The sequence below is a fragment of the Sphingomonas sp. CFBP 13714 genome (assembly GCF_014842205.1).
Classification (GTDB): Bacteria; Pseudomonadota; Alphaproteobacteria; order Sphingomonadales; family Sphingomonadaceae; genus Sphingomonas; species Sphingomonas aerolata.
The window spans coordinates 168,209-194,311 of the sequence record NZ_JACYVG010000004.1 but is presented as its reverse complement, the minus strand read 5'-3'; the positions used below and the strand labels follow the sequence as shown (position 1 = coordinate 194,311).

At 67.6% G+C, this 26,103-nt stretch carries 26 protein-coding genes and 2 riboswitches; of the genes, 10 read left to right on the top strand and 16 right to left on the bottom strand.

Going from position 1 to position 26,103, the window contains the following annotated elements; all coding sequences use genetic code 11:
• Positions 1-45: 45 nt before the first annotated feature.
• The 8 genes from IFT54_RS11070 to IFT54_RS11035 are packed head-to-tail and all read right to left on the bottom strand — an operon-like array spanning position 46 to position 7,693.
• The gene (locus IFT54_RS11070; RefSeq protein ID WP_192070669.1) at positions 46-447 is read right to left on the bottom strand and encodes a hypothetical protein; all 402 of its coding nucleotides are present in this window, start codon (positions 445-447) and stop codon (positions 46-48) included.
• 54 nt (positions 448-501) lie between these two features.
• On the bottom strand, positions 502-1,497 hold the full coding sequence (locus IFT54_RS11065; RefSeq protein ID WP_192070668.1) for a type II secretion system F family protein: 996 nt from the start codon (positions 1,495-1,497) through the stop codon (positions 502-504).
• Between the two features lie 7 nt (positions 1,498-1,504).
• Entirely contained in the window at positions 1,505-2,476 is a 972-nt protein-coding gene (locus IFT54_RS11060) for a type II secretion system F family protein (RefSeq protein WP_192070667.1), read from the bottom strand.
• A 54-nt stretch (positions 2,477-2,530) separates the two neighbouring features.
• Positions 2,531-3,823, bottom strand: coding sequence for an AAA family ATPase (locus IFT54_RS11055; protein WP_192070666.1), 1,293 nt, complete (start codon positions 3,821-3,823; stop codon positions 2,531-2,533).
• On the bottom strand, positions 3,823-4,458 hold the full coding sequence (locus IFT54_RS11050; RefSeq protein ID WP_244648850.1) for a CpaD family pilus assembly protein: 636 nt from the start codon (positions 4,456-4,458) through the stop codon (positions 3,823-3,825). Before IFT54_RS11050 ends, IFT54_RS11055 begins: the two co-directional genes overlap by 1 nt.
• A gap of 35 nt (positions 4,459-4,493) precedes the next feature.
• On the bottom strand, positions 4,494-6,080 hold the full coding sequence (locus IFT54_RS11045) for a type II and III secretion system protein family protein (protein WP_192070664.1): 1,587 nt from the start codon (positions 6,078-6,080) through the stop codon (positions 4,494-4,496).
• 13 nt (positions 6,081-6,093) lie between these two features.
• Positions 6,094-7,149, bottom strand: a complete 1,056-nt coding sequence (cpaB, locus tag IFT54_RS11040) for a Flp pilus assembly protein CpaB (RefSeq protein WP_031441592.1) — start codon at positions 7,147-7,149, stop codon at positions 6,094-6,096.
• Between the two features lie 49 nt (positions 7,150-7,198).
• The gene (locus IFT54_RS11035) at positions 7,199-7,693 is read right to left on the bottom strand and encodes an A24 family peptidase (RefSeq protein WP_031395063.1); all 495 of its coding nucleotides are present in this window, start codon (positions 7,691-7,693) and stop codon (positions 7,199-7,201) included.
• 48 nt (positions 7,694-7,741) lie between these two features.
• Between IFT54_RS11035 and IFT54_RS11030 the strand changes: the two genes are divergently transcribed.
• Together IFT54_RS11030 and IFT54_RS11025 are read left to right on the top strand one after the other, a co-directional pair.
• Positions 7,742-8,758, top strand: coding sequence for an alpha/beta fold hydrolase (locus tag IFT54_RS11030; RefSeq protein WP_192070663.1), 1,017 nt, complete (start codon positions 7,742-7,744; stop codon positions 8,756-8,758).
• A complete protein-coding gene (locus tag IFT54_RS11025) occupies positions 8,755-9,846 on the top strand; it encodes an NAD(P)/FAD-dependent oxidoreductase (protein WP_192070662.1) in 1,092 nt (363 codons plus the stop codon). Before IFT54_RS11030 ends, IFT54_RS11025 begins: the two co-directional genes overlap by 4 nt.
• On the opposite strand, the gene rnhA is transcribed toward IFT54_RS11025, so the two are convergent.
• From rnhA to ispH, 3 genes are read right to left on the bottom strand one after another with little or no spacing between them, the layout of a single operon-like run.
• Positions 9,843-10,319, bottom strand: coding sequence for a ribonuclease HI (gene rnhA / locus IFT54_RS11020; protein WP_166746142.1), 477 nt, complete (start codon positions 10,317-10,319; stop codon positions 9,843-9,845). The genes IFT54_RS11025 and rnhA overlap by 4 nt on opposite strands.
• Positions 10,316-11,266 (bottom strand): homoserine kinase, encoded by a 951-nt coding sequence (gene thrB / locus IFT54_RS11015; protein WP_192070661.1) that lies wholly within the window; start codon positions 11,264-11,266, stop codon positions 10,316-10,318. Before thrB ends, rnhA begins: the two co-directional genes overlap by 4 nt.
• A 1-nt stretch (position 11,267) precedes the next feature.
• Entirely contained in the window at positions 11,268-12,221 is a 954-nt protein-coding gene (gene ispH, locus IFT54_RS11010; RefSeq protein WP_342354809.1) for a 4-hydroxy-3-methylbut-2-enyl diphosphate reductase, read from the bottom strand.
• A 176-nt stretch (positions 12,222-12,397) separates the two neighbouring features.
• Here ispH and IFT54_RS11005 point away from each other — a divergent pair, with 176 nt between their 5' ends.
• The 5 genes from IFT54_RS11005 (at position 12,398) to gcvPB (ending at position 18,202) form a co-directional block, all read left to right on the top strand.
• Positions 12,398-13,036 carry a hypothetical protein gene (locus IFT54_RS11005; RefSeq protein ID WP_244180356.1) on the top strand — a complete coding sequence of 213 codons (639 nt, stop codon included), beginning with the start codon at positions 12,398-12,400 and terminating at the stop codon, positions 13,034-13,036.
• A 205-nt stretch (positions 13,037-13,241) separates the two neighbouring features.
• Positions 13,242-13,360, top strand: a riboswitch (glycine riboswitch).
• Positions 13,361-13,466, top strand: a riboswitch (glycine riboswitch).
• Between the two features lie 46 nt (positions 13,467-13,512).
• Entirely contained in the window at positions 13,513-14,760 is a 1,248-nt protein-coding gene (gene gcvT / locus IFT54_RS11000; protein ID WP_183937102.1) for a glycine cleavage system aminomethyltransferase GcvT, read from the top strand.
• A 1-nt stretch (position 14,761) separates the two neighbouring features.
• The gene (gene gcvH, locus IFT54_RS10995; RefSeq protein ID WP_031395016.1) at positions 14,762-15,133 is read left to right on the top strand and encodes a glycine cleavage system protein GcvH; all 372 of its coding nucleotides are present in this window, start codon (positions 14,762-14,764) and stop codon (positions 15,131-15,133) included.
• 121 nt (positions 15,134-15,254) lie between these two features.
• Positions 15,255-16,625 carry an aminomethyl-transferring glycine dehydrogenase subunit GcvPA gene (gene gcvPA, locus IFT54_RS10990; RefSeq protein WP_192070659.1) on the top strand — a complete coding sequence of 457 codons (1,371 nt, stop codon included), beginning with the start codon at positions 15,255-15,257 and terminating at the stop codon, positions 16,623-16,625.
• On the top strand, positions 16,622-18,202 hold the full coding sequence (gcvPB, locus tag IFT54_RS10985; protein ID WP_192070658.1) for an aminomethyl-transferring glycine dehydrogenase subunit GcvPB: 1,581 nt from the start codon (positions 16,622-16,624) through the stop codon (positions 18,200-18,202). Before gcvPA ends, gcvPB begins: the two co-directional genes overlap by 4 nt.
• Positions 18,203-18,316: 114 nt before the next feature.
• Here the strand turns inward: gcvPB and IFT54_RS10980 are convergent, their stop codons facing one another.
• Entirely contained in the window at positions 18,317-19,213 is an 897-nt protein-coding gene (locus IFT54_RS10980) for a DMT family transporter (protein ID WP_192070657.1), read from the bottom strand.
• A 185-nt stretch (positions 19,214-19,398) separates the two neighbouring features.
• Between IFT54_RS10980 and IFT54_RS10975 the strand changes: the two genes are divergently transcribed.
• The gene (locus IFT54_RS10975; RefSeq protein WP_192070656.1) at positions 19,399-20,934 is read left to right on the top strand and encodes an aminoacyl--tRNA ligase-related protein; all 1,536 of its coding nucleotides are present in this window, start codon (positions 19,399-19,401) and stop codon (positions 20,932-20,934) included.
• On the opposite strand, the gene IFT54_RS10970 is transcribed toward IFT54_RS10975, so the two are convergent.
• Together IFT54_RS10970 and IFT54_RS10965 are read right to left on the bottom strand one after the other, a co-directional pair.
• On the bottom strand, positions 20,928-21,890 hold the full coding sequence (locus IFT54_RS10970; RefSeq protein ID WP_192070655.1) for a cation diffusion facilitator family transporter: 963 nt from the start codon (positions 21,888-21,890) through the stop codon (positions 20,928-20,930). The genes IFT54_RS10975 and IFT54_RS10970 overlap by 7 nt on opposite strands.
• Positions 21,891-22,036: 146 nt before the next feature.
• A complete protein-coding gene (locus IFT54_RS10965) occupies positions 22,037-22,195 on the bottom strand; it encodes a hypothetical protein (RefSeq protein ID WP_166746134.1) in 159 nt (52 codons plus the stop codon).
• A gap of 191 nt (positions 22,196-22,386) precedes the next feature.
• Here IFT54_RS10965 and IFT54_RS10960 point away from each other — a divergent pair, with 191 nt between their 5' ends.
• Together IFT54_RS10960 and IFT54_RS10955 are read left to right on the top strand one after the other, a co-directional pair.
• A complete protein-coding gene (locus IFT54_RS10960) occupies positions 22,387-23,772 on the top strand; it encodes a helix-turn-helix domain-containing protein (protein WP_192070654.1) in 1,386 nt (461 codons plus the stop codon).
• 217 nt (positions 23,773-23,989) lie between these two features.
• Positions 23,990-24,331 (top strand): response regulator, encoded by a 342-nt coding sequence (locus IFT54_RS10955; RefSeq protein ID WP_342354808.1) that lies wholly within the window; start codon positions 23,990-23,992, stop codon positions 24,329-24,331.
• Between the two features lie 38 nt (positions 24,332-24,369).
• Here IFT54_RS10955 and IFT54_RS10950 read toward each other — a convergent pair whose 3' ends face one another.
• Together IFT54_RS10950 and IFT54_RS10945 are read right to left on the bottom strand one after the other, a co-directional pair.
• Complete coding sequence (locus IFT54_RS10950) at positions 24,370-25,317, bottom strand: aldo/keto reductase (protein WP_192070652.1); 948 nt, start codon at positions 25,315-25,317, stop codon at positions 24,370-24,372.
• 334 nt (positions 25,318-25,651) lie between these two features.
• Entirely contained in the window at positions 25,652-26,023 is a 372-nt protein-coding gene (locus IFT54_RS10945) for a hypothetical protein (protein WP_031396521.1), read from the bottom strand.
• Positions 26,024-26,103 lie beyond the last annotated feature (80 nt).

Sequence of the window (26,103 nt, the reverse complement as noted above, 5' to 3'; positions counted from 1 at the left end):
CCTTCGCGGGAGAACAAAGTTTTGGGGGACGGCGCCCCCGAACCCTCACCGACGCTGGTTGAAGTCGAACCAGCCGCGCTTGGACCCGTCGGTCGCATAGCCCGGCCGGCCCGTTGCATAGCCGTCCGAATAGGCCACATCCCGGTCCCGCGAGACGGGCGCCGCCGTCGTCCGGGCGACCGGTGCAGCCACCGGTGCCGCCACCGGCGCTGCCGCTGCCGCCTTCACCAATCGCGCATTCTCATGCTCCGCCTCGACCGCACGCTGTTCGGCGGCACTCGCACGCAGGTCGGTCTCCTTGCGGGTCGCGCCATGGGCATCGCGCTCGGCGAGGTAGCGCGCCTTCCACTTCTTGCCGCCGGGATGGCTGGCGAGGCCCAGCAGCCAGCCCGCGATCAGGACCAGCCCCAGTGCGGCGAACTGCGTCGGTGTGGAAAACAACGGCATCGTGAAAACCCTCCTGTTACGGGGGCTCAACGAACCGCTGCGGCTGCGGTTGCCTCAGCTCTTGAGCAACGCATCCGAGATCGAACAGGCCGCCGGCCCGAGGATGACGACGAACAGCACGGGCAGGATGAACAGGATCAGCGGCACGGTCATGATCGCCGGCAGCCGCGCGGCCTTTTCCTCGGCGCGCATCATCCGTTCGTTGCGAAATTCGTTCGACAGCACGCGCAGCGCCGAGGCGAGGGGGGTGCCATATTTCTCGGTCTGGACCATCGTCGTGACGACGCCCTTCACCGCGTCGAGCTTTACACGGCCGGCGAGATTCTCGAACGCGCTGCGCCGGTCGGTCAGGAAGCCCAGTTCGATCGCGGTCAGCGTGAACTCCTCGCCCAGTTCGGGATAGGCGCGGCCGAGTTCGCGCGCGACGCGGTGGAACGCCGCATCGATCGTCAGCCCCGCCTCCGCGCAGATCACCAGCAGGTCGAGCGCGTCGGGCAGGCCCTTGCGGATCGCATCGGTGCGCTTGGTGATCTTGTTGTCGAGATACAGGTCGGGGGCCTTGTAGCTGAGGATGAAGCTGACCGCGACGAGACCGTATTTCTTGAGCGGGCTCCACGTCGCGAAGCCGTCCGTGCCATAGACCCAGATGACCATCGCGCCGCCGATCACGATCGGCAGGACGAGCCGGCCGAAGATCACCGCGGGCGCCCATTCCTTCGACCGGATTCCCGCCTGCGCCAGCTTGACCTGGACCGCCTTGACCTGGCTGTCCTGCAGGACCTTCATCGACGACAGCCAGCCGCGCATACGGTCCGCGGCATCGTGGCGCTGGACGAGCTTGGCACGGCGCTTGGTCGAGGCGGTGATGCCCGCTTTCAGCTGTTCACGACGATCGTTGAGCGCCTTGACCCGCTTGGCCATCGGATCGCTGACCGTGGTGGCGGCATAGATCGCCACCATCACCGCGAAGGCGGCGATTCCCGACAGGATCGTCGCGACCCACAGGACGTCGAATCCGAGCAGCATAGGTCCGGCGGTCTCACCCATCATCCTGCTCCTAAATCTCGAAGCTGATCATCTTGGACATGATGAACGACCCGATCGCCATCCAGCACAGCCCGCCCATGCCGATCACCATCAGCCGCTCGTCGATGAAGAACTTCTGCATGTACGTCCCGTTGATGAACCAGATCAGCCCGAACACGATGAACGGCAGCGCGCCGATGATATAGGCCGACGCCTTGGACTCGGACGACATCGCCTTGATCTTCAGCTTCATCTGCGCGCGCATCCGCAATACGTGGGCGAGATTGGCGAGCGTCTCGGCCAGATTGCCGCCGGTCTCGCGCTGGATCGCGATGGTGATGACGAAGAACTGGAATTCGGGCGTGCCGAGCCGGTCCGCGGTTTCCTGGAGCGCGACGTCCATCGTCCGGCCAATCTTCATCTTGTCGCTGACCGATCGGAATTCCTCGCCGACCGGACCATCGACCTCGGCGCCGACGACGCCGATCGTCTCGCTGATCGGCAGACCGGAGCGCAAGCCGCGTACCAGCAGCTCGATCGCGTCGGGAAACTTCTGCGTGAACTTGGCCACCCGGCGCTTGAGGACCTTGCCGACCACCAGATGCGGGATGCCGATGCCGACGAACAGGCCGACGAACAGCGCGAGGAAGATCGGCATGCCACGCACCAGCATCAGGAACGCGACGACCAGCGTCAGCCCCGCGGTCGCCATGCCATATTGTCCGACGGTCCAGTCCTTGCCGGTCATCGCCAGCCGCTTGGCAAGCTCGGCACGGTTGGGCAGGAACCGCCCGACCGCCAGATCCATCCGCGTGTCGCCCGCCATCGCGATCCGGCGCATCTGCGCCTCGGGCATGGCAACGCCGTCCCCGTGGCGCAGACGCAGCGACGCGACCCGGCGTGTCTGGGCGCGCCCGGTGGAGGGACCGGCAAAGGCGAACACCAGCAGGCCGAGCACGGTGCAGCCGCCCAGCGCGACCATGATGACGGGAAGGATGTCCATCGCCACCTTAGGCCCTCTGCGCCCGATCGGCGCGCATCCGCGACCCGTGCGGCGTCACGACTTGGTCGCCCGCTTGGCCATCAGCCCCTTCAGGTCGCTGAACTTGCCGAGCAGCGAGACGCCGCCCGACCGGCGGGGCGTCTTGGTGCTCGCAGCCTCCGTACCGGTGGCATCGACCGCGACCATCAGTTCGGTGACGAGCGCGACGATCGGCACGATCGTCTTCGACGTCTTGCCGGCCTCGACGATCGGCTTGCCGAGCTTGGCGGCCTGCGCCGCGAGCTTCTGGTCGAACACCACGACATGATCGATCCGCCGCTCGATCGAGCCCTCGAAATCCTTGCGGCTGATCTCCAGCTGGCCGCCGGCATGCATCCGGTTGGCAAGCACGAGCACCCGGGTCTTCGGCGCGTTGGACTTCATCCATGACAGCAGGCGGATCGTGTCGCGCGCCGCCGCCAGCGTCAGGTCGGTGACGAGCACCGCGAGGTGGACCTCGCTGATCAGATGCGGATGCTGGACCAGCATGCCACGCGGCAGGTCGACGATCGTGCAGTCGAACGCCGCACACATCTCCTCCTGCAGCTGGTAGAAAGCGGCGCCGTCGGTCATCAGCGGCGCGTTGATCGGCGCCTCCGCGCTCAGCACCGACAGCTTCTCCGACGCCTTGACCATCGCGCGCTCGATGAACAGCCCGTCGATCCGGCTCGGATTCTCGATCGCATCGGTCAGCCCGCGGCCCGGCTCGAGATCGAGCGACAGCGCGCCGGTGCCGAAATGCACGTCGAGATCGAGCAGCGCGGTCGCGCGCTGTTCCTTCTCCGCGATCAGCCAGGCGACCGACGTCGCGATCGTCGATGCGCCAACGCCGCCGCGCGTGCCGATGATCGCGATCGAGCATTGCGGTCGCGCGGGGGCATGTTCGACATGCTTGGGCGCGCTGAGCATCGCCTGCGCATGGCCGAACGCCTCGCGCAGCATGTCGGGATGCAGCGGCTTGAGCAGATAGTCCTGGATCCCGCTGGCGACGAGATCGCGGTAGAGCCGGACATCGTTCACCTGGCCTGCCGCGATCACCACCGTGCCGGGCTCGCACACTTCGGCCAGCGCGTTGATGTCGTTGAGCGGATCGCCCGATTCGGCGAGGTCGACGAACAGGATCTGCGGGCTGGCGGACACTGACAGCGACTGGATCGCGTTGCGCAGACCGCCCTTGCTGACCTTGTCGACCGACCAGCCGAGTTCGGCCGCGATCGGGCGCAGCGCCTCGGCGGTCGCCTCGTCGCAGACATAGGCGGCGAAGGGTTCGCGGTGCGCGATGCCTGCGGGCTTCCAGGGTGCGTTCATCACTTGCCCCCTGTGGTTTCGGAACGCAGCGCGTTGTTTGCGCCAGTCGGCACCGCGCGGCGATACACATCGATCGCCTTGAACGAGGAGGCCGGGTCATAGGTCTCGGCGTCGCCGGAGCCGCGCACCAGATCCTCGGGCCGCGCGACCATCGCCGCAAGGTTGCGGTTCATCGCGCACCCATAGTTGGACGAGGTATGGCTGGCGATGTCGATGCTCGCGTCGCGCGACCAGTCGGGGCAGCCGGGGACATCGGCGCGCATCCGCGTGACGACGATCCGGATCGCACCGGGGCTGACCGGCGCCTGCGTGACCGGGGTGTCGGGGGACAGCAACAGGCCATAGCCCGCGACGACGTCGGCGATCTCGGCGCGCGCCATCGGTGCTTCGCCCGCGGGATCGTCGATTGCGACGCGGTCGCCATAGCCGACCCGCATCGTCGTCATCCATCCCGCCAGCCGCCGCGCCTCCCCCTGCGCCAGCGTGCCGCCGGCGGTGCCGAGGTCGAGCGCATAGTTGGCGCGGCTCACGATCGGCTGGTGAACCGATTCGAGACCGCGATTCTCGGTTCCCATACAGCCGCCGAGCAGCAGCGCGGATCCGAGCGATAGCAGCAGGATCGGGTGTTTCGTCATCGTGCGAAGTCCTTGAAACATGGCGCGGCGCGGGATCAGTTGGAGAAGCCGGGCATCGGCGTGGCGCCCTTGCTCGTCTTCGTGCTCGGCTTGGTGCCCGTCGTGAGAGCCGGCTGCTGCGGGTCGCGGGTCGGGATGGGGCCGACCGGGGCGGCAGCGCCGATTGCGGGGTTCGCATAGCCCATCGGCGCGACGCTCGGCACCGGCCGGCGCCCGCCCGTCGTTCCGCCGCCGAGATCGCCGAGCAGGACCCGGCCGGCATCGGTCGGTGCCTTGTAGCCGTCGGTGGGCAGCGCGATGTCCGCCGGGTTGTTGACCGGCTTGACCAGATAGGGGGTGATGATCACCACCAGCTCGGTCTCGTTGCGCTGGAAGCTGTTGGAGCGGAACAGCGCGCCGATGATCGGCAGGCTCGCGAGCCCCGGCGTCTTGTCATAGGTGTTGTTGTGGTTGTTCGACAGCAGCCCGCTGATCATCATGCTCTGGCCCGAGCCGAGCTCGACCGTCGTCTCGGTCCGCCGCGTCGTCAGCCCCGGCACGCGGGTGCCGTTCAGCGTGACCGCGTTAGAATAATCGAGCTGCGACACTTCGGGGCGGACGCGCAACGAGATGCGACCGTCCGAGAGCACGGTCGGCGTGTAGGCGAGGCTGACGCCATATTGCTTATACTCGACCGACACCGTGCCCAGCGCCTGCGCGATCGGAATCGGCACTTCGCCGCCTGCGAGAAACGTCCCCGTCTCCCCCGACAGCGCGGTGAGGTTCGGGTTGGCGAGCGTGGAGACCTGTCCGGTCTGTTCGCCAAGGTCGATCGCCGCGAGCAGGTCGAGCCCCAGCAGGCGCCCGGCCATCCCGATCGTGGAGCCGGTGGTGGATTTGGCGGGGAAGCCGAACAGCGTGTTGCCGGGCACCGCGCCGTTCGCGTCGATCGCCGCGCCGGGAACCCCGACGACGCCGGGGACCGTGGTGATGGTGCCTTGCCGCCCCTGCGCGATGTTGAAGAGGAAATTGCCCGACCCGCGGCTGGTCAGGTTGACGCCGATCGTCTTGACGAAGCTGCGCGAAACCTCGGCGACGCGGACCTGCAGATTGACCTGGAGCGGCGTCGCGGTCTTGAGCCGCGACAGGACCTTGGTCGCATCGCCGACGAACGCCTGCACCAGGCGTTCGGCCTCCGCCGCATCCTCGGGCGCGGCGACCGTGCCGGTGAGCAGGACCAGCCCGTTCATCGGCGTCGCGACAACCTGCGCCTCGGGCATCGCCAGCCCGAGCATCTGCTGGATCGAATCAAGATTGTTGCCGACCCGGACGGTCGAGCTGTAGACGATTGCGCCGCCCTTGGCCGTCGCCGAGATCGTCGTCTCGCCGGTCTTCTTGCCGAAGATGTAGAGCTGCGTTGGCGAGCGGACCTGGACGTCGGCGATCGTGTCGTCGGCGACAAACAGGTCGCTCATCGGCCGCGACAGCGTCACCAGCCGGCCACGCCCGGTGTTGACCTGAACCAGCCCGGCGGGAGCGGCCGAGACCTGCGCCTGGGCGATGGCCGGCGCGGAGGGCGCGGTGCCTGCCGCGGCGAGCACCGCGGCGAACGACCAGCCGAGCGACGCCCGCATCCCTGTCATGCTCGTACGCATCTTACTTCCCCCCCACCGGAACGATGGTCATGCTGTTGCCGCGGGCGACCCGGACGACCGGGCCCGACGCGATCGCGCCCGAAGGGGCTCCCGCCGGCGCGCCGCCGGGTACGCCAGCCGGCATCATCATCTGTGCCGAGCCCCCCGGACCGCCTGACGCGACCGCCTTGCCCGGCACGGTGCTGCGCTGGTAGCGCGACACGTCCGCGCCGGTGACGTAGCTGCTCGCACCCGACGACGGCTGGCTCGCGAGACGCAGCAGCATCGCGCGCTCCGCCTTGGGATCCGACCCCGCGGGCACGCTCACGCTGCCCGACGCGATCGCGTCCTCGAGTTCGCCCGCATTGTCCGCGATCGAGCGGAGCGACAGCGACAGCGTGCCCACCGTCTGCGCGACCGCGATCTCCTCGGCCATCTTGGGCGTCGTCTCGACCGTGACCGTCGAGAAGGTGCTGACGACGGTCTTGCCGTCGTCGCCGACCTTGTTGTCGGTGCGCTGGTCGGTCGCGAGCACGCGCACATTGCGCATGATCGTCTCCGACACCTTCAGCGGATCGCCGTCGCCGCCCCCCGCCACCGCCTGGGTCAGCACCAGATCGATCCGATCGCCCGGGAACACGAACCCCGCGACCGACGCCTGTTCCGAGACGGGGACCGTCACCGCGCGCATGCCGGGCCCGAGCGCGGCCGCGAGGAAGCCGCGGTCGCCGGGCTTGACCAGCGCGCCCTGCGTTACCGGCTGGCCCGCGGTGATCATGTTGCGCACCACGGTGCCCTGCAGCGCCTTCAGGTCGGTCTTGTCCTTCAGGTAATAGGCGTTGTCGACCAGCTCCTTGGGCCAGGGCTGGAACTTCAATGCGGTCGCGTCGAGGATCGTGCCGACCGGCAGCGCGCGGGTCGCGACCAGCACTTCCGGGCCGTCGATCACGGCGGGCTGCATCGCCACCGCGGTCGCCTGCGGGGCTGCGCTGCCCGCGATCAGCGTGCGGGCGAAGAAGGCCGTGACCGCCGCCACGATCAACGCACCGACCAGCAATATGAGCTTGCGACTATCCATGACTCATCGTGCCTTTCGGGCGCCGTGTGATTGATCGAACATTAAGTATCTACCGCAGGGAGTTAAGGAGTGGTTCGTGGACCGCGACGAGCCCTGCAAAGGCGATCGCGATGCCGTAGGGCACCTCGATCGCGGCGTTTTCGACGCCCGAATCGGCGCGGCGCATGGCCAGCTTCCTTGCGATCAGCATCCCCGCGGTCAGCACGCCGCCCGCGATCGACATCACCATCAGCATCGCCATGAACGCGCCGAACGGCAGCCATAGCGATAGCGCGACGATCAGCTTGACGTCGCCGCCGCCCATCAGCCCGAAATGAAAAGCGATGCAGAACAGCGCGAAGACCGCCGCGGCTATCCCGATCTGAATCGCCATGTCGGGCCAGGGCGACAGGCCGTTGGCCCACCACCACAAGGGCGCGAGCAGCACGATCGCGGCGGTCTTCGCATTGGCGATCTCCCGCGTCCGTGCGTCCTCGATCGCAGCGAGGACAAGCAGCCCGGCGAGCAGAAAAAGTAGAATTGGAAGAGTAAACGTCGACCCCATGCACTACATTTAGCGGGTATGGCTTTCGAAAAAGTAACTGTGTCGCCGATGTTCGATTCTGATCCGACCTCCGGGCCCGCCTCCGGTCCGGTCCGTCCGCATGCCCGCACCACCGTCGCACCGATCGTGCCAGCCGCGAGTCGGCGCGCGATTCCCGACGATGCCCGCGTCAGTCGCTGGGTCGCGCCTGACGGCTGGAGCCTGAGGCGGTTCGACTGGCCGGCACCCAACCCACGCGGACGCTTTCTCTTCCAGGCCGGTCGCGGCGACAGTTTCGAGAAGTATCTCGAGACGATCGCGCATCTGCGCAGCGTCGGCTGGTCGGTGACCTCGCTCGACTGGCGTGGGCAGGGCGGGTCGGGGCGGCTGTCCCCCGACCCCTATGTCGGCCATGTCGACGACTTCGCGACCTACGACGCCGATCTCGCCGGCTTCTGGCGGCAGTGGCGCGGCGAAGGCGATGGCGGCATCCCGACGGCGATCCTTGGCCATTCGATGGGTGGGCTGATGGTGATGCGCGCGCTGACGGCGGGGACGATCGACCCGGCGGCGGCGATCCTCGTCGCACCGATGCTGGGACTGCGCTCACCGCTCGGCGCGCGGCTGAGCGGCCGGATCGCGCGCTACATGGCGCGGCGTGCCCCGATCCGCGCGGCCTGGCGCCAGAACGAACGGCCCGGGCCCGTCGCCTCGCGTCAGCGTCTGCTCACCCACGACGCCGACCGCTATCACGACGAACGCTGGTGGCACGAGGCGCAGCCCGACCTACAACTCGGTCCGCCGAGCTGGACCTGGCTGTCCGAAGCATTTGCCGGGTCCGCCGCGCTCGCCTGCGATCCGCGCGTCGAGACGATCGCGACGCCGGTGCTGATGCTGCTCGCGGATGCCGACAAGCTGGTCGATCCGCATGCGGCGGTCCGTATCGTCGAGCGGCTGCGCGACGCGCGGCTGGTGCGGTTCGGACCTGAATCGGCGCATGAGATCCTGCGCGAATCGGATGCCGTACGTGACCGTGCGCTGGCCGCGCTCGACGCGTTTCTCGACGACACGGTGCCGCGCCGATGAGCGTCTACGACGTCGCGATCGTCGGCGCGGGAATGGCGGGGGTCAGCCTCGCCGCAATGCTCGCGCCGCATGCGCGCGTGCTGCTGCTCGAGGCGGAGGACATGCCGGGCTACCACGCGACGGGGCGGTCCGCGGCCTTCTGGTCGGAAACCTATGGTGGCCCCGACATCCAGCCGCTGACGACCGCGTCAGGCCCGGTGCTCAGGGCCGGCGGGCATCTCCAGCCGCTGGGTTCGCTCCATATCGGCCGCGCGCAGGACGCGCCCGCGATCGACCGGTTCCTCGCCGAGTTCGCCGACAGCGACGTGCAGCTCGACCGGGTCGATCCGGCGACGTTCCTCCCCGGCCTTCGCCCCGACTGGACGCTCGGCGTGCACGAGCCGAGCTGCGCCTATATCGACGTCGCCGGGCTGCACGCGCACGACCTGGCGACCGCGCGGCGGGGCGGCGCCGATCTCGTCACCGGGGCCGCGCTGAAGGCGGCGCGCCGCGACTCGGGGCACTGGAGCATCGAGACTGCGGCGGGGACGTTTCAGGCCGCCGTGCTGGTCAATGCGGCGGGGGCCTGGGCCGATAGCGTCGCGCGGCGTGCGGGCGTGGCACCGATCGGACTTCAGCCCTACCGGCGGACGATGGTCCAGCTGCGGACCGATCCCGCAGCCGCGGCGGGCATGCCGCATGTCGCCGACATTTCAGGCGGCTTCTATTTCAAGCCCGAACTCGGCGGGCGGCTGTGGCTCAGTCCGCACGATGAGACGCCGACCGACCCCTGTGATGCCGCGCCAGAGGAGATCGACGTCGCGATCGCGATCGACCGGCTCGAACAGGCGGTCGACTGGCAGGTCACGCAGGCCGAACGCCGCTGGGCGGGCCTGCGGACCTTCGCGCCCGACCGGCTGCCGGTTTATGGTTTCGACCCGAGCGAACCCGGCTTCTTCTGGTGCGCGGGGCAGGGCGGCTTCGGCATCCAGACCGCACCGGCGGCGGCGCGTCTTGCGGCCGCGTTGCTGCTCGGGACGTCGCCTGATCCTGCGGTGGCGGGGATCGATCCGCACCGCTATTCGCCCCGCCGCTTCGTGTCAGCCTAGCGGCGGCCGGGCGTCATCGCCGCGATCGCGGCGTTGCTGGCCAGCGTGTCGGCGCGTTCGTTCTCGGGGTGGCCGGCATGGCCCTTGACCCATTGCCACTCGATCTTGTGCCGCGCGACCGCGGCGAGCAGCGCGTGCCACAGCTCGGCATTCTTCACCGGCTTCTTGTCCGCAGTCCTCCAGCCGTTGCGCTGCCAGCCCTTCACCCATTTGGTCAGGCCATCCATCACATATTTGCTGTCGGTGTACAGCGTCACCGCGCAGGGCCGGGTGAGGATGTTGAGCGCCTCGATCGCCGCGGTCATCTCCATCCGGTTGTTGGTCGTCTGCGGCTCGCCGCCCGACAATTCCTTCTCGTGCGCGCCCATCCGGATCACCGCGCCCCAGCCGCCCGGTCCCGGATTGCCCTTGCAGGCGCCATCGGTATAGATCTCGACCTTGGTCATCGTTGTCGCGGCAGCGTCGTCGGTCATGCGAACAGGTCGTCCTTGAGATAGGCTTCGAGCCGCCGCCAATAGGCGAGCGGATCCTTGCGCGTCACCAGCGCATCGGCCGGCGTGTTGACCCAGTCCCAGGCGCGCGTCAGCAGGAAGCGCAGGCAGGCGCCCTGCGCGAGGATCGGCAGTGCGGCGCGCTCCGCCTTGGACAGCGCGAACCGGCTTTCATAGCCCAAGATCAGCGCCGCGCCGATCGCAGGATCGTAACGCTCGCCGGTCGCGTCGAACGCCCAGGCGCTGTGCATCACCGCCAGGTCATAGGCGCGGATGTCGGTGCAGGCGAAGTAGAAGTCGATCACCCCGGTCACGCGGTCGCCGAGCATCAGGACATTGTCCGGGAACAGGTCCGTATGGATCGCCGCCACCGGCAGGTCGCGCGGCCACTGCGCCAGCACCCGCGCCAGCGCTGCCTCGATCCGCGCGAACAGCCCGGGGGCGATCGTGTCGATCCCCGCACCGCACCGCTCGAGCAGCGGGCGCCAGGTGTCGGCGCCCAGCGGGTTGGCGCGGGTCGGTGCGAAGTCCGCCAGCCCGGCATGGAGCTCGCCCATCGCCGCGCCGGCCGCCCGTGCCTGTGCGGGGGTGGGGTGCGACACCGACACGCCGGTCAGAAACTCGATCAGACAGGCCGAGCGCCCGGCGAGTTGCTGGATCGCGAGACCGTCGCGATCGGGCAGCGCGCGCGGCACCGGATTGCCCGCCGCGGCCAGATGATCGAGCATCGCAAGGAAGAAGGGCAGGTCGTCGGTCGACGTCCATTCCTCGTACAGCGTCAGGATGAACCGGTCCGCGGTGGTCTCGACGAGGTAGTTGCTGTTCTGCACCCCCTCGGCGATTCCCTTAGCGGAGACCAGCGCACCCTGATCGTACCGCGCGAGGAACGTTCCGAGCGCCTCGGCCGAGACCTGCGTATAGACCGCCATGCTAGGCGGCGGCTTCGAGCCCGCGGGGCAGCTTGAAGGCGATCGTCTCGCGCGTCGTCTCGACCTCGCGCTCGGACACCTCGAACCGCTCGGCAAGGCGCGTGACGAGTTCGCGGACCAGCAGCTCGGGCGCGGACGCGCCTGCGGTGATGCCGAGCGTGCCGACTCCGGCGAGGAAATTCCAGTCGAGGTCGCTGGCACGCTGGATCAGCATCGCGGGCGTGCCCTCGCGCTGCGCCACCTCGACCAGCCGCACTGAATTGGACGAATTGGGCGCGCCGATCACCAGCATCGCGTCGCACCCATGCGCGATCGCCTTGACCGCAGCCTGGCGGTTCGAGGTCGCGTAGCAGATGTCCTCGCCGCGCGGCGGCAGCATCTCGGGGAAGCGTCGCTGCAGCGTCGCGACGACCGCCGCGGTGTCGTCGACCGACAGCGTGGTCTGCGTCAGGAAGGCGAGATTGGCGGGGTCGACCGGCGCGAAGACTTCCGCATCTTCGACCGTTTCGATCAGCGACATCGCGCCCTCGGGCACCTGGCCGAAGGTGCCGATAACCTCGGGATGGCCGGCATGGCCGATGAACACGATGTGCCGCCCCTGCGCGACCAGCCGCTCGGCCTGGCGATGGACCTTCGAGACCAGCGGGCAGGTCGCATCGAGATATTCGAGCCCGCGTGCCTGTGCGTCGAGCGGCACCGACTTGGGGACGCCGTGCGCGGAGAACACCACCGGTGCATCGTCGGGCACCTCGCTCAGATCCTCGACGAACACCGCGCCCTGCGCCTTCAGCGTGTCGACGACGAACTTGTTGTGGACGATCTCGTGGCGGACATAGACCGGCGCGCCGTGCTTCTCGATCGCCAGTTCGACGATGCGGATCGCGCGGTCGACGCCGGCGCAGAAGCCGCGCGGCGCCGCGATCAGCAGTTCGAGCGCGGGTTTGTCGCCGCGCACGGCCGGCTCTGCGACCGTGGTTGCGGGGGTTGCGATGGGCTCTGGGGGGATGCTCATAGTCGTCGGGCTCTACGCGATTGCTTGCCTGGACGAAAGCCGGTTCCTATGGTGCGCGGTGACAGGGGCCGGTGCGGTTGCGCAGGCCCTTTCGCTCGTTCGAGAAGGTACGCGTCCCCGTGAAAGCCCCCATCCTTGCCGTTTCGATCCTCGCGCTCGCCTTGGGCGGTTGCGCTTCCAAGGGAGAGATCGACGCGACCGGCGGCATCTCCGCGATCCGCACCGCGTGCCCGACCGTGGCGGTGCCCGCCGCGACCGGGGACATCACCGTGTTCGACCCCGTCACCAGCCGCGACCAGTCGGCGATCGACGTCACCGCGCTGATGACCAATGTCCGTTCGACCTGCGTCGACGCGAACGACCCGATCCTCACGAATGTGACGTTCACCGTCCAGGCGCGGCGTGCGCGGGCCGATGCGGCGCGCGACGTCGTGCTGCCCTATTTCGTGACCGTGGTGCGCGGCGGCAGCGCGGTCGTCGCCAAGCGCGTCGGCCGTGTGACGCTGCACTTCGACGCCGGCCAGTTGCGGGCGGAGGCGAATGCCCAGGGCACCGCGACGATCACGCGCGCGGCGGCAACGCTGTCGGCGGACGTGCGCGAGAAGCTGACGCGCAAGCGCAAGGCCGGTGACGAGGATGCGGCGGTCGACCCGCTGAGCACGCCCGAGGTGCGGCAGGCGGTACTGCGCGCCAGCTTCGAGACGCTGGTCGGGTTCCAGCTGACCGCCGACCAGCTGAAGTACAACGCCACCCGCTGAGTCCCCACCATCCCGTCATCCTGACGAAAGTCAGGATCCAGAGCCAAGCTGCGGCCCGTGCGTGATCCTGGATCCTGACTTTCGTCAGGATGACGGGGCATGAGGCCGCCGCGATCGCAGCAAAAGAACGATCACGCCAAACCGCCGATTGACTAAGATTGTGCGGCGCGGCACAGCTTGACGCGTCGATGCCGGGCAACCGGCATGGCACCGCGCGGGAGAGCGTTTCCTGGTCCTTTTAGGATCGGCCCTGAAAGGGGCAGGGGGCCGCCGAAGGAGCAACCACCCCGGAATCTCTCAGGCACCAGAGACCGCGCAGGGCTGATCGACACTCTGGAAAGCGTCCTGGCGTCCGCGCCGAGGGCCACCGAAGGGGTAAGCCGCCAATCAGGCGGTGAAAGCTCTCAGGTTCCGTGACAGAGGGGGTCGGATCGCAGCACCACAGGGTGCCGCGCGCCCCTTCGACGGAGACCGACATGAGCGACGCCGACATTCGAGACTATGCCAGCATCATCGACGAGGCCGACGATTACGTCGAGCCCGAGGTGCTGCCATTGCCGCTCGACGCGTGGCACCGTGCGAACGGCGCACGGATGGTCGAATTCGCCGGCTATCAGATGCCGATCCAGTATGACGGCATCATGGCCGAACACGCCTGGACGCGCGAATCGGCCGGCCTGTTCGACGTCAGCCACATGGGGCAGCTCGTCTTCTCGGGCGAAGGCGTCGCGAGCGCGCTCGAAACCGTGCTGCCGGGCGACATCGCCGGGCTTGGCGAGGGCAAGATGCGCTATTCGCTGCTGCTCGCGCAGGATGGCGGCATCCTCGACGACCTGATGGCGACGCGGCTGCCCGACGATCAGCCCTCGCCCTTCTCGGTGCAGGACGTCGAGCCCGAGGCGTACGACCCGCTCCACCCGTCGCCGACCGCGAGCGGCAGCTTCTATGTCGTCGTCAACGGCGCGACCAAATATGACGATGTCAGCTATCTGATCGAGCATCTGCCCGACGACGTCACGATCAACATCCTCGAGGATCAGGCGCTGCTCGCAGTGCAGGGCCCCAAGGCGGTCGCGGCGGTTGCTCAGATTGTCCCCGGCATCGACGGCCTCGTGTTCATGACCGCGGGCGCGTTCCACTGGAACGACGTGCCGCTCTGGATCAGCCGATCGGGCTATACCGGCGAGGACGGCGTCGAGATCTCGATCCCCGCCGAGCATGCCGTCGCGTTCGCCGACGCGCTGCTCGCACTGCCCGAGATCAAGCCGATCGGCCTTGGTGCACGCGATTCGCTGCGTCTCGAAGCCGGTTTGCCGCTCTACGGCCACGACCTCGATCCCGAGACCACGCCGGTGATGGCCGATCTCGGCTTTGCGCTGTCCAAGCGTCGCCGTGAGGCCGCCGACTTCCCCGGCGCCCAGCGTATCCTCTCCCAGCGCGAGAATGGCCCCGCCACCAAGCGCGTCGGCCTGATCGTCGAGGGCCGCCAGCCCGCACGCGAGGGGTCCGAGGTGATCGACGACACCGGCGCTACGATCGGCCGCCTCACCAGCGGCGGGTTCGCACCGACGCTCGGGAAGCCGATCGCGATGGCCTATGTGCCGCTCGCGCTGGCGACGCCTGGCACCCGCATCGAGATCGCACAGCGCGGCAAGGTCCATAGTGCGACCGTCACCGCGATGCCCTTCATTCCCCACCGCTACGTCCGCGCAGGAGCCAAGTGATATGAGCCGTTATTTTACGCAGGATCATGAGTGGGTCGATGTTGACGGTGACGTCGGCACGGTCGGCATCAGCGAATATGCGCAGAGCCAGCTTGGCGACGTCGTGTTCGTCGAGGTTCCCGAGGCCGGCAAGCAGCTGACCAAGGGCGCCGATGCCGCGGTCGTCGAATCGGTCAAGGCCGCGTCGGACGTCTATTCGCCGGTGTCGGGCACCGTCATCGAGGGCAACGCCGCGCTCGCAGACGATTCGAGCCTGGTGAATTCGGACGCCGAAGCCGCCGGCTGGTTCTTCAAGCTGACGCTCAGCGATCCGAGCGAACTCGACAGCCTGATGGACGAAGCTGCCTACGCGGCGTTCGTCGAAGGGCTTTAATTCGTCAAAGCCCCTCCCCTTCAGGGGAGGGGTTGGGGTGGGGCAGTGCGACCGACGCGCCGCCTGTGGAAACGCCCCACCCCCAACCCCTCCCCTGAAGGGGAGGGGCAAGGAGAGTTCCATGCGCTACCTTCCCCTGACCCAGCCCGACCGCGAGGCGATGCTCGCCGTCATCGGCGCCGCGACGATCGACGACCTGTTCGTCGACGTGCCCGAAGCCGCCCGCCTCGACGGCCCCGTCCGCGACCTGCCGATGCATGCCTCCGAAATGGCGGTCGAACGCCACATGTCGGCGCTCGCCAAGAAGAACCTCACCGCGGGCGAAGCCCCGTTCTTTCTCGGCTGCGGCGCGTACAAGCATCACGTCCCCGCCAGCGTCGATCACCTGATCCAGCGCGGCGAGTTCCTGACCGCCTACACGCCCTACCAGCCCGAGATCGCGCAGGGCACGCTGCAGATGCTGTTCGAGTTCCAGACGCAGGTCGCGCGGCTGCTCGGCACCGACGTCGCCAATGCGTCGATGTACGACGGCTCGACCGCGTGCTGGGAAGCGATCGTGATGGCACGTCGCATCACAAAGCGCGGCAAGGCGATCCTGTCGGCGGGGCTGCACCCGCATTACGTGTCGGTGTCGAACACGATGGCCAGGTTCACCGGTGACGTGCTCGACACGACCGACCCGCGGCTGGTGCCCGAGATGGACCTCGACCGGCTGATCGCGAAGATCGACGACGACACGTCGTGCGTGGTCGTCCAATATCCCGACATCCTCGGCCGCATCGCCGATCTGCGTCCGCTGGCGGATGCTTGTCACGCGAAGAAGGCACTCCTGATCGCCGTCGTCACGGAGCCCGTCGCGCTCGGCGCGATCACCTCGCCCGGCGAGATGGACGCGGACATCGTCGTCGGCGAGGGGCAGTCGCTCGGCGTCGGCCTCCAGTTCGGCGGGCCCTATGTCGGCCTGTTCGGGTGCAAGGACAAATATGTCCGCCAGATGCCCGGCCGGCTCTGTGGCGAAACCGTCGACGCCGATGGCCGACGCGGCTTCGTGCTGACTCTGTCGACGCGCGAGCAGCATATCCGCCGGGAAAAGGCGACGTCGAACATCTGCACCAACTCGGGGCTCTGCGCGCTGGCCTTCTCGATCCACATGACGCTGCTCGGCGAAGCGGGCCTGCGCCAGCTGGCCGAGGTGAACCATGCGGGTGCCGTGGCCGCCGCCGAGCGACTGTCGCAGATCCCCGGCGTCGAACTGATCAACGACAGCTTCTTCAACGAATTCACGTTGAAGCTGCCCGTCGAGGCGCGCCCCGTCGTCCGCACGCTCGCCGATCGCGGCATCCTTGCGGGCGTCTCGCTCGGGCGACTCTATCCGGGCAAGGGCGATCTTGCGAACGGCCTCGTCGTCGCGGTGACCGAAACGACCACCGCGGAGGACGTCGAAACGCTTGCGTCCGCACTATCCACCGTACTTGGGGAGATACTGGCATGAGCATCAACCAGAGCGGCTGGCGCCCGACCGCGCCCGAGCAGGGCAAGGGCAATGTCCCCGCCAGCGTCACCGGCAACAAGGCGCTGATGCTGGAGGAAGCGCTGATCTTCGAGATCGGCGACAGCCACACCACCGGCGTCGACTTCGCGGACATGCCCGCCCGCGCGACGACCAGCAAGCTCGGCGCGCTGGCACGCAAGGCCCCGATCGGCCTTCCCGGTCTGTCGGAACCCGAGACCGTCCGCCATTACACGCGCCTGTCGCGCCAGAATTACGGCATCGACCTCGGCTTCTTCCCGCTTGGCAGTTGCACGATGAAGCACAATCCGCGCCTCAACGAGAAGATGGCGCGGCTGCCCGGCTTCTCCGACGTCCACCCGCTCCAGCCGGTCGATACCGTGCAGGGCGCGCTCGAGGTCATCCACCAGCTCGCCCACTGGCTCGTCACGCTCACCGGCATGACCTCGGTCGCGATGAGCCCCAAGGCGGGCGCGCATGGCGAGCTCTGCGGGATCCTCGCGATCCGCGCTGCGCTTGAGGCCAAGGGTGAGGGGCACCGCAAGGTCATCCTCGTCCCCGAGAGCGCGCACGGCACCAACCCCGCCACCGCGGCATTCGCGGGCTATGGCGTCGAGGATATCCCCGCCACCGCCGAGGGCCGCGTCGACACCGCCGCGCTGAAGGCCCGGCTCGGCCCCGACGTCGCGGGCGTGATGATTACCAACCCCAACACCTGCGGGCTGTTCGAGCGCGACATGCGCGAGATTTCGGACGCGGTGCATGCGGCCGGCGGCTTCGTCTATTGCGACGGCGCGAACTTCAACGCGATCGTTGGCCGCGTCCGCCCGGGCGATCTCGGCATCGACGCGATGCACATCAACCTGCACAAGACCTTCTCGACCCCGCATGGCGGCGGCGGCCCGGGCTCGGGTCCGGTGGTGTTCTCGGCGGCGCTCACGCCCTACGCTCCGCTCCCGTTCGTCGAAAATCAGGATGGGCAGTTCGTCCTCGTCGAGGAAGAAACCGCGGGCGAGCATCATGCCGGCAGCTTCGGCCGGATGGTCGCGTTCCACGGCCAGATGGGCATGTTCACGCGCGCGCTGACCTACATCCTCAGCCACGGCGCGGACGGCCTGCGCCAGGTGTCGGAGGATGCGGTGCTCAACGCGAACTACATCCTGCGCAGCCTCGACGACACGCTCGACGCGCCGTTCGGCCCGTCGGGTCCGTGCATGCACGAGGCGCTGTTCTCCGACTCGGGGCTCGCCGAGGGCTTCTCGACGATCGACGTCGCCAAGGGGCTGATCGACGAGGGCTTCCACCCGATGACGATGTACTTCCCGCTCGTCGTCCACGGCGCGATGCTGGTCGAGCCGACCGAGACCGAGTCGAAGGCGGCGCTCGACCAGTTCATCGCCGCGCTGCGCTCGGTCGCCGAACGCGCCAAGGCCGGCGACCCCAGCCTCAAGACCGCCCCGCACTTCGCCCCCCGCGCGCGGCTCGACGAGACGCTCGCGGCGCGCAAACCCGTACTGGTCTGGAAGGATCCGGCCCCGCTCGCGCAGGCGGCGGAGTAGGCCCGAGTTAGCGACACCCCGGTTATCCGAAGCATGGCAGAGACGGAGCGCGCCCTACGCGCTCCGTCATCCTGACTTTCGTCAGGATGACGGGCGGGGTCGTCCCTGAGACTGTCAGGCGATCGCGCGGTCGGTTTCGTCCTGCCGGCGGACATGTTCGCGCCAGACGATGTAGAGGCCGCTCGCGACGATGACGGGGGCGCCGAACCACGTCGCCTCGGCGGGCAGCGTGTCGAACACCAGCCAGCCGAGCAATGTCGCCCATAACAGGCTCGAATAATCCATCGGCACCACCACCGACACCGGCCCGAGCCGCAACGAGGTCGTCATCGCGATCTGCGCGAGGCCCCCGAAGATCCCGACGCTCGCAAGGCAGGCCCAGGTCACGAGATCATGCGACTCCGCCGCCCGCGCGTAGATCACCGACAGCGGCACCAGCGACAGCGCGGAGAACCAGAACACCGTCGTCAACGCGCTTTCGGTCTTGCCGATCTGCCGGAGCAGGATCGACACGCTCGCCGTCCCGAACGCGCCCGCCAGCGCACAGCCTGCGCCCCATAAGGGAAAATGATCGCCGCTGCCGGGCTGCGCGACGATCAGTACGCCCGCAAACCCCGCCGCCACCGCCGCCCAGCGATGCCAGCCGGTCGGCTCGCGCAGCACCAGCGCCCCGAGGATCGTCGCGAAGATCGGCACGGTGAAGCCGATCGTCGTCGCTTCCGCCAGCGGCAGCGCGACGATCCCGTTGAAGGTGAACGCCATCGCCGACAGCCCGACGACCGCGCGGATGACGTGCGCGGGCAGGCGCTTGGTTGCGATCGAGGGCATGCCGGGTCCAGCAGCAATGACGGCCGACACCAGCAGGCATGCGCCGAACTGGCGGAAGAACAGGATCTCCGACACGCTCGCGCCGTGGCGTTCGGCCAGTTTGATCGCGGTGTTCATCAGCGCGAAGATCACGACCGACAGCAACCGCATACCGATGGCGGGAAGGATGCGGTCTGAAGGCATTGCCTGCACCTACGCAAACAGCGCCCGCGATCCCACCTGAAACATCCGTCATCCTGACGAAAGTCAGGATCCAGGGTACCACGCGCGCCCTCCTTGGCTCTGGGTCCTGACTTTCGTCAGGATGACGGGGGTAGGGACGGTGGGATGGGGTGACGAAGCGCCATGTTCGCGATAAGCGCGACGCCATGATAAAGCGCGCACTCCCCGTCACCCGCGAGGCGGATTTCTCCGCCTGGTACCAGGCCGTCATCACCGAGGCCGACCTCGCCGAGGAATCCGGCGTCCGCGGCTGCATGGTCATCCGCCCCTGGGGCTATGGCATCTGGGAGCGGATCCAGCGTCTGCTCGACGACCGGATCAAGGCGACGGGGCATGAGAATTGCTATTTCCCGCTCTTCATCCCGCTTTCCTATTTCGAGAAGGAGGCCGAGCATGTCGACGGATTCGCCAAGGAAATGGCGGTCGTCACGCATCACCGGTTGAAGGCGGATGGCTATGGCCGACTCGTGCCCGATCCCGACGCCAAGCTCGAGGAGCCGCTGGTCGTGCGCCCCACGTCCGAGATGGTCATCGGCGCCGCATTCGCGCGCTGGGTCCAGTCGTGGCGCGACTTGCCCGTGCTGATCAACCAATGGGCGAACGTCGTCCGCTGGGAAATGCGCACGCGCATGTTCCTGCGCACCAGCGAGTTCCTCTGGCAGGAGGGGCACACCGCGCACGCGACCGTCGACGAGGCGCGCGACGAGACGCTCAAGATGCTCGAAGTCTACCGCGACTTCGCCGAAGAGTGCCTCGGCCTCCACGTGATCGCGGGCGAGAAGCCCGAGAATGAGCGCTTCCCGGGCGCGGTCGCGACCTATTCGATCGAGGCGATGATGCAGGACGGCAAGGCGCTCCAGGCGGGCACTTCGCATTTCCTCGGCACTAACTTCGCCTCGGCACAGAATATCCGCTTCCAGAACGCAACCGGCGAGTTTGAGCTCGCCAACACCACCAGCTGGGGCGTGTCGACGCGGATGATCGGCGGCGTCATCATGGTTCACGGCGACGACGACGGCCTGCGCGTGCCGCCGATGATCGCGCCGTGGCAGGTGGTGATCGTGCCGATGCTCCGCGACAATCCCGACGACGCGGCGATCGTCGATTATTGCAAGTCGCTTCAGGCCGAACTCGCCAAGCAGTCCGCGCTCGGCGAGCCGGTCCGCGCGCTGCTCGATCTGAAACCCGCCAAGGCGGCGACGAAGCGCTGGGGCTGGGTCAAGAAGGGCGCACCGATCGTGATCGAGGTCGGCGGCCGCGACATGGCGGGCGGCAACGTCTCGGTCATCCGCCGCGACCGTCTCTACCGCGAGGACGGCAAGCTCGACAGCGTCGCGACCCCGCGCGATGCCTTTGTCGAAGCGGTGTCAGGCATGCTGGCGGACGTGCAGGGGACGTTGCACGTCGAGTCGGTGGAGCGGCTGCGCGCCAACATCGTGCCGATCGACGACTTTGCGGCGCTCGAGACGCATTTTGCCGATGGAGTGAAGAACCCGGGCTGGGTCGATGTGCGCTGGTCGAAGCCGACGGGCGCGGCGCTCGATTCGGTGGTCGAGCGGTTGAAGGCGCTGAAGCTGACGATCCGCAACGCGCCGATCGGCCAGACCGGATGCGACGATGGCGCCTGCATCTTCACCGGTCAACCTGCGGTCGAGCGGATCCTGATCGCCCGCGCCTATTGATCCTCCGGGACGCCCTCGTGAACCACGACGGCGTTCTCGCGCTTTTCGGGACGGATATAGATCGAGGCGAGCATGGGCACCGCAGCGCGGAGCTCGCCTTCCATCGCCTCGATCATCGTCTCGCCTTCGCCCATCGTCAGCGTGTCGACGAAGTCCGCGCTGATCGCGGCGAAGATACTGTCGGGTGCGGTATGGATCGTCCGGACATGGTTCACCGCGGCGATTCCAGGGTGCGCCGCGACGATGCCGCGAATCGTCGCGATCACGGCGGAGTCCGCACGTTCGCCGATCAGAAGCCCCTTCGATTCGCGGGCCAGGATCACCGCGACGAGCGCGAGGATCAGGCCAATCAGGATCGACGCCACGCCGTCTATCCGGGGGTCGGCAAAGGCGTGACTGGCCCAGATGCCGAGCCCGGCGATCAGCAGCCCCGCCAGCGCCGCCGAATCCTCGAACAGGACAATGAAGCCTGCCGGGTCCTTCGAGCGGTGGATCGCGGTCCACCAGCCCGAATCCCCCTTTGACTTGGCGAATTCCCGGACCGCGATCGTCCAACTGGTACCCTCGAGCAGCACCGCGACACCCAGAACGATATAGGCGATGAGAGGGTCGGACAGCGGCTCAGGCCGCAGTACGTGCCGATACCCTTCATAGATCGACACGCCCGCGCCCACCGCGAAGATCAGGATCGCGACGACGAACGCCCAGAAATAGAGCTCGCGGCCATAGCCGAACGGGTGGGCCGCATCCGCCGCCTGCTTCGCCCGCGATTGCCCGTACAGCAGCAGGACCTGATTGCCGCTGTCGACCAGCGAATGGACACCCTCGGTCAGCATCGACGACGACCCGGTCAGCCCCGCGGCGACGAACTTTGCGACGGCAATGCCGAGATTGGCGGCAAGCGCCCCGTAAAGGACGATATCGTCCTTGATCTTGTTGAGAATTCCATCGGCCATACCGCCTCCTAGGCGAGGACGGCGGCGTCGGCCAGACGCGGAAAAGCCCATCGATGCCTGTGCACCAATGGGCCCTTTTCCTCCCCAGGAAATCGATCGATCCGACGCGCGCGCTTCTCAGCGAACTGCCCGTCGAACGGTGGCGGTCAGCCGAGCCGGCCGAGCCGGTGATACAGCGCGCTCAGGCGGCTCAATTTGACGTCGTCGACCGAAACCTTGGTGATCAATTCGCCAATCGCTTCCTTGAGCAATTCGAAATCTGCGGTCGAGAAAACGGCGCGGGCGCGCATTGGTTCGGTCGTCATGCCCATCTCCTTCATGGCGAATGTGTCTCCCCGTTTACAAACTCGAGCAGCCGGGGCGGCGATGGCATCATAAAGCCTGAGGTTTGCGGGGTTTGGAAGCATGATCGGCAGCCTGGCCGGGTTGTGCTGTCGTTGGGCGTTGCGCGGACCCTGTCTCTCTGTAACTATCGTGACAAGGACGGGGAGGCGGAATGGCCGAGCGCAAACTACTGGCAGGGCACGCGATCAGGCGGCTGCGACGCGGTGCCGGACTGACCCAGGCCGCGATGGCGGAGATGCTTTCGATCAGCCCGAGCTATCTCAATCTGGTCGAGCGCAACCAGCGGCCGATTTCCGCAACGCTATTGATCAAACTCGCGGAAAGCTTCGACTTCGATCCGCGCACCCTGGCTGCGGCCGAACCGGGCGGCGGTTCGGAGGCGATCCGCCGCCGTCTGGCGCATCCCATGTTCGCCGACCTGGCGATCGACCGCAACGAGGTCGAGGAATGGCTGGCCAGCGCGCCCGGTGGTGCCGAGGCCTTTGCCCGCGTGTTCGACCGGATGGGGGAGGGGGATGGTACGATTGCCCCGTCCGACGACCCGGTCGCGCTGGTGCGCCGCGAGATCGAGCGGTGGCGGAATCACTTCGCCGATCTCGACGCCGCCGCCGAAGCGCTGGCGGACGAGCTGCGGCTGGGTGCCGGCGACCTTTACGGGGCGATCACCGAGCGTCTGCGCGCCAAGCATGGCATCACGATCCGCGTCCTGCCCGCTGACGTGCTGCCCGACACGCTGCGGCGGCTCGATCTCCATGCCCGGCAGCTGCAACTGAGCGAGGTGCTCGATCCCGCCTCACGGACGTTCGCGGTCGCGTTCCAGCTTGGCCAGATCGAGGCGCAGGCGGAGATCGATGCGCTGGCCAAGGCCGCAGGCTTCACCGACCGGGCCGCCGAGCGGCTCTATCGACGCCATCTGCTGAGCTATTTCGCGGCGGCGGTGATGATGCCCTATGCGCGGTTCCTGCGCGGCTGCGAGGCGACCGGTTACGACATCGAACTGCTGCAGCGACGGTTCGGCGCGGGGTTCGAACAGGTCGCGCACCGGCTGACGACGTTGCAGCGGGTGGGCGCGCGGGGGCTCCCCTTCTTCATGATCCGGATCGACCGCGCCGGGCAGGCGTCGAAGCGCTATCCCGGCGCGAGCGGCGCGGCACTGGTCGAGGCGGAAGGCCGGTGCCCGCTGTGGCAGCTCCATCACGCGTTCGATCGTCCGGGGGACCTGGTCGTACAGCTGGTCGAGATGGAGGATGGTGCGCGCTGGCTGACGATGGCGCGGACGGTGCGTCCGCAGGGGCGCCGCTTCGGGGCGGTGCGCGCGGAGTTTGCGATCGGACTGGGGGTCGAGGCGGCACTCGCGCGCGGGCTGGTCGCTGCGAGCGGTATCGATCTGACGGGCGCGGCTATGCCGATCGGCATCGGCTGTTGCGGATGCTTCCGCGCGGATTGCCCGCAGCGTTCCGCAGCCCCCGCAGGCCGCGCGTTGATCGTCAACGAACGCGAGCGTCGCACCTCGGCCCTGACGTTCGTCGGCGACTGAACGGCCGATACGGCTGGACGCGCCAGGAATGCGACAGGGCGCATGTGATGCGACGAAAATCGGCGTCGGCGATGCGTCCGAATTCGCCGCCGACCGTTCATAGCGGGTTCGCGCCTCACGCGTCCCGACCTGCCTCAGGCGGACCGATCGTGAGCCGACCCTGAATTTGTGTATGGGGTTTCCATTGTTCGCACCGCCATTGATCAGACGCCCCGCTGTGGGGATCGTTCTGATTGTCGAAGATCATCTGCTTGTTCAAATCACCGCAACGGCGCGGATCGAGGATGCCGGACTGTCGACGCTCGTCGCAGGCGATGCGGACGAGGCGATGGCGATTCTCACGTCGCGTGACGATGTCGCGGCGGTCTTTACCGATATCGACATGCCGGGCTCGATGGACGGGCTGGCTCTCGCCGCGATCATTCGCCGGCGCTGGCCGCAGATCCAGGTCGTCGTCACGTCCGGCCAGCGGCCGAGCAAAGCCGCAGGTCTGCCCGACGGCGTCGCCTTCTTCCAGAAACCCTACGACTATTCGAACCTGGTGAACCATTTCCGCTGAGGCATAGACCGCGCCCGGTCACCCGGGCGCGGGACGCATCACGCCCCCGCCAGAGTCAACGCCGAAAGCTGCGCATCCGAAAGCTCAAGCGTCATCGCGGGCAGCAGATCCTCGATCTGACGCGCGCTGGTCGCACTCGCGATCGGTGCGGTGATCCCGGGTTGTGCCAGGAGCCACGCGAGCGCGACCTGCGCGTGGCTGGCGCCCGTGTCAGAGACGACCGCATCCATCGCCTCGAGGACCGCCTTGCCCTTTCCGTCGAGGAGGTCGCGCATGCCACCGCCGCGAACGCTTGCGCCCAGATCGTCGGGCGTGCGGTATTTGCCGGTGAGGAAGCCCGATGCGAGACCGTAATAGGGAAGAACGCCAATATTCTCGGTCACGCAATAGTCCTGCAATTCGCCTTCGAACTTCTCGCGGCTGACGAGATTATATTCGGGCTGGAGGACATGATAGCGCGGCAGGTCACTGGTCTTTGCGGCGTCCACCGCGGATTTCAGGCGTGCGGCGTGGAAGTTCGACGCACCGATCACGCGCACCTTCCCGGCATCGACGAGCTTACCGAAGGCCTCGAGGACAGCCTCCTGCGGCACCGTGTCGTCATCCTGATGCGCGTAATAGAGATCGATGCGATCCGTGCCGAGACGCCTGAGCGATGCTTCGGCCGCTGCCGCGATGCGCGCCGGCTGGAGTTTTTCGCCACCTTCACCCGGCAACATGCCGACCTTGGTCGCGATCAGCACGTCATCGCGCCTGCCGCTCGTCCGCAGCCAGTCGCCGATCATCGTTTCGGATTCGCCACCCTCATGACCGTCCACCCATGACGAATACATGTCGGCGGTATCGATCATCGTCCCGCCACCCGCGACGAACGCATCGAGGACCGCAAAGCTGGCGGTCTTGTCCGCTGTCCATCCGAACACGTTCCCCCCGAGAACGAGGGGGGCGATCTTGAGATCGGTCGAGCCGAGGCGGCGATTCATCATTGGAGCTGGTCGCTTTGCGAAGGGGAGGGGGACGGTGTCTTGCCGTTAGCGGTCGAGTTGCCAATAGGGGGCGGGCCGTCGGGGCGCATGCTGTTCGCATCGAGCATGGTCGCGGCATCGTTGAGTTGCGCTGCCTCGTCCCGCGTAACCGCGCCGGGTTGTTCCGGAGTCGGGGAACAGGCGCCCAGCAGGGCCAGAGACAGAACCGCCCCGAGCCGGCCGCCAGACGCGAATCCCGTCGATAGTCCGCGTCCCGACCAGGCAGGCCGGGAGCGTAGGACCATCGACCGGATCGCGGTCGAACGACGCGGTGCGGGGCGATCCGTGACGGGGATCAGTCCTTGATCGCGTTGCCGGCGCGGGTCAGTGCGTTACCCGTGGCGTCTGCTGCGCGATCGGCACTGTTGTTGATCGCAGCACCCGCACGGTCTGCATTGGCCTCTGCGCGCTCACCGGCGCGGTCGGCACTGGCGTCAAGACGGTCAGCGGCGTTGTCCATGCGCGCACCGGCATTGTCGAGCGATGCTTCAGCCGAGCCGAGCGCACGATCGCTGGCGGCATCGACATCGGCAACCGCATTCTGGGTCGTTGCGCTTGCGTCGGCCGCGATGGCGTTCGCCGCTTCCGCGGTCTCGTTCTGCGCATTGTTGCTGCACGCTGCGAGGCCGGCCGTCAGGACCAGCGCGGGGATCAGAAACTTCTTCATGAATAACACTCCCATCATCAAATTCGGCGTCGATCCGGACGGACCTGGCGCTTGTGAGCCGGATGCTTTCCAGTTCATCG

Coding starts and splice junctions, on each gene's coding strand:
- IFT54_RS11070 (WP_192070669.1), bottom strand. CDS start 447: ATGCCGTTGTTTTCCACACCGACGCAGTTCGCCGCACTGGGGCTGGTC.
- IFT54_RS11065 (WP_192070668.1), bottom strand. CDS start 1,497: ATGATGGGTGAGACCGCCGGACCTATGCTGCTCGGATTCGACGTCCTG.
- IFT54_RS11060 (WP_192070667.1), bottom strand. CDS start 2,476: ATGGACATCCTTCCCGTCATCATGGTCGCGCTGGGCGGCTGCACCGTG.
- IFT54_RS11055 (WP_192070666.1), bottom strand. CDS start 3,823: ATGAACGCACCCTGGAAGCCCGCAGGCATCGCGCACCGCGAACCCTTC.
- IFT54_RS11050 (WP_244648850.1), bottom strand. CDS start 4,458: ATGACGAAACACCCGATCCTGCTGCTATCGCTCGGATCCGCGCTGCTG.
- IFT54_RS11045 (WP_192070664.1), bottom strand. CDS start 6,080: ATGACAGGGATGCGGGCGTCGCTCGGCTGGTCGTTCGCCGCGGTGCTC.
- cpaB (WP_031441592.1), bottom strand. CDS start 7,149: ATGGATAGTCGCAAGCTCATATTGCTGGTCGGTGCGTTGATCGTGGCG.
- IFT54_RS11035 (WP_031395063.1), bottom strand. CDS start 7,693: ATGGGGTCGACGTTTACTCTTCCAATTCTACTTTTTCTGCTCGCCGGG.
- IFT54_RS11030 (WP_192070663.1), top strand. CDS start 7,742: ATGTTCGATTCTGATCCGACCTCCGGGCCCGCCTCCGGTCCGGTCCGT.
- IFT54_RS11025 (WP_192070662.1), top strand. CDS start 8,755: ATGAGCGTCTACGACGTCGCGATCGTCGGCGCGGGAATGGCGGGGGTC.
- rnhA (WP_166746142.1), bottom strand. CDS start 10,319: ATGACCGACGACGCTGCCGCGACAACGATGACCAAGGTCGAGATCTAT.
- thrB (WP_192070661.1), bottom strand. CDS start 11,266: ATGGCGGTCTATACGCAGGTCTCGGCCGAGGCGCTCGGAACGTTCCTC.
- gcvT (WP_183937102.1), top strand. CDS start 13,513: ATGAGCGACGCCGACATTCGAGACTATGCCAGCATCATCGACGAGGCC.
- gcvH (WP_031395016.1), top strand. CDS start 14,762: ATGAGCCGTTATTTTACGCAGGATCATGAGTGGGTCGATGTTGACGGT.
- gcvPA (WP_192070659.1), top strand. CDS start 15,255: ATGCGCTACCTTCCCCTGACCCAGCCCGACCGCGAGGCGATGCTCGCC.
- gcvPB (WP_192070658.1), top strand. CDS start 16,622: ATGAGCATCAACCAGAGCGGCTGGCGCCCGACCGCGCCCGAGCAGGGC.
- IFT54_RS10980 (WP_192070657.1), bottom strand. CDS start 19,213: ATGCCTTCAGACCGCATCCTTCCCGCCATCGGTATGCGGTTGCTGTCG.
- IFT54_RS10975 (WP_192070656.1), top strand. CDS start 19,399: ATGATAAAGCGCGCACTCCCCGTCACCCGCGAGGCGGATTTCTCCGCC.
- IFT54_RS10970 (WP_192070655.1), bottom strand. CDS start 21,890: ATGGCCGATGGAATTCTCAACAAGATCAAGGACGATATCGTCCTTTAC.
- IFT54_RS10965 (WP_166746134.1), bottom strand. CDS start 22,195: ATGACGACCGAACCAATGCGCGCCCGCGCCGTTTTCTCGACCGCAGAT.
- IFT54_RS10960 (WP_192070654.1), top strand. CDS start 22,387: ATGGCCGAGCGCAAACTACTGGCAGGGCACGCGATCAGGCGGCTGCGA.
- IFT54_RS10950 (WP_192070652.1), bottom strand. CDS start 25,317: ATGATGAATCGCCGCCTCGGCTCGACCGATCTCAAGATCGCCCCCCTC.
- IFT54_RS10945 (WP_031396521.1), bottom strand. CDS start 26,023: ATGAAGAAGTTTCTGATCCCCGCGCTGGTCCTGACGGCCGGCCTCGCA.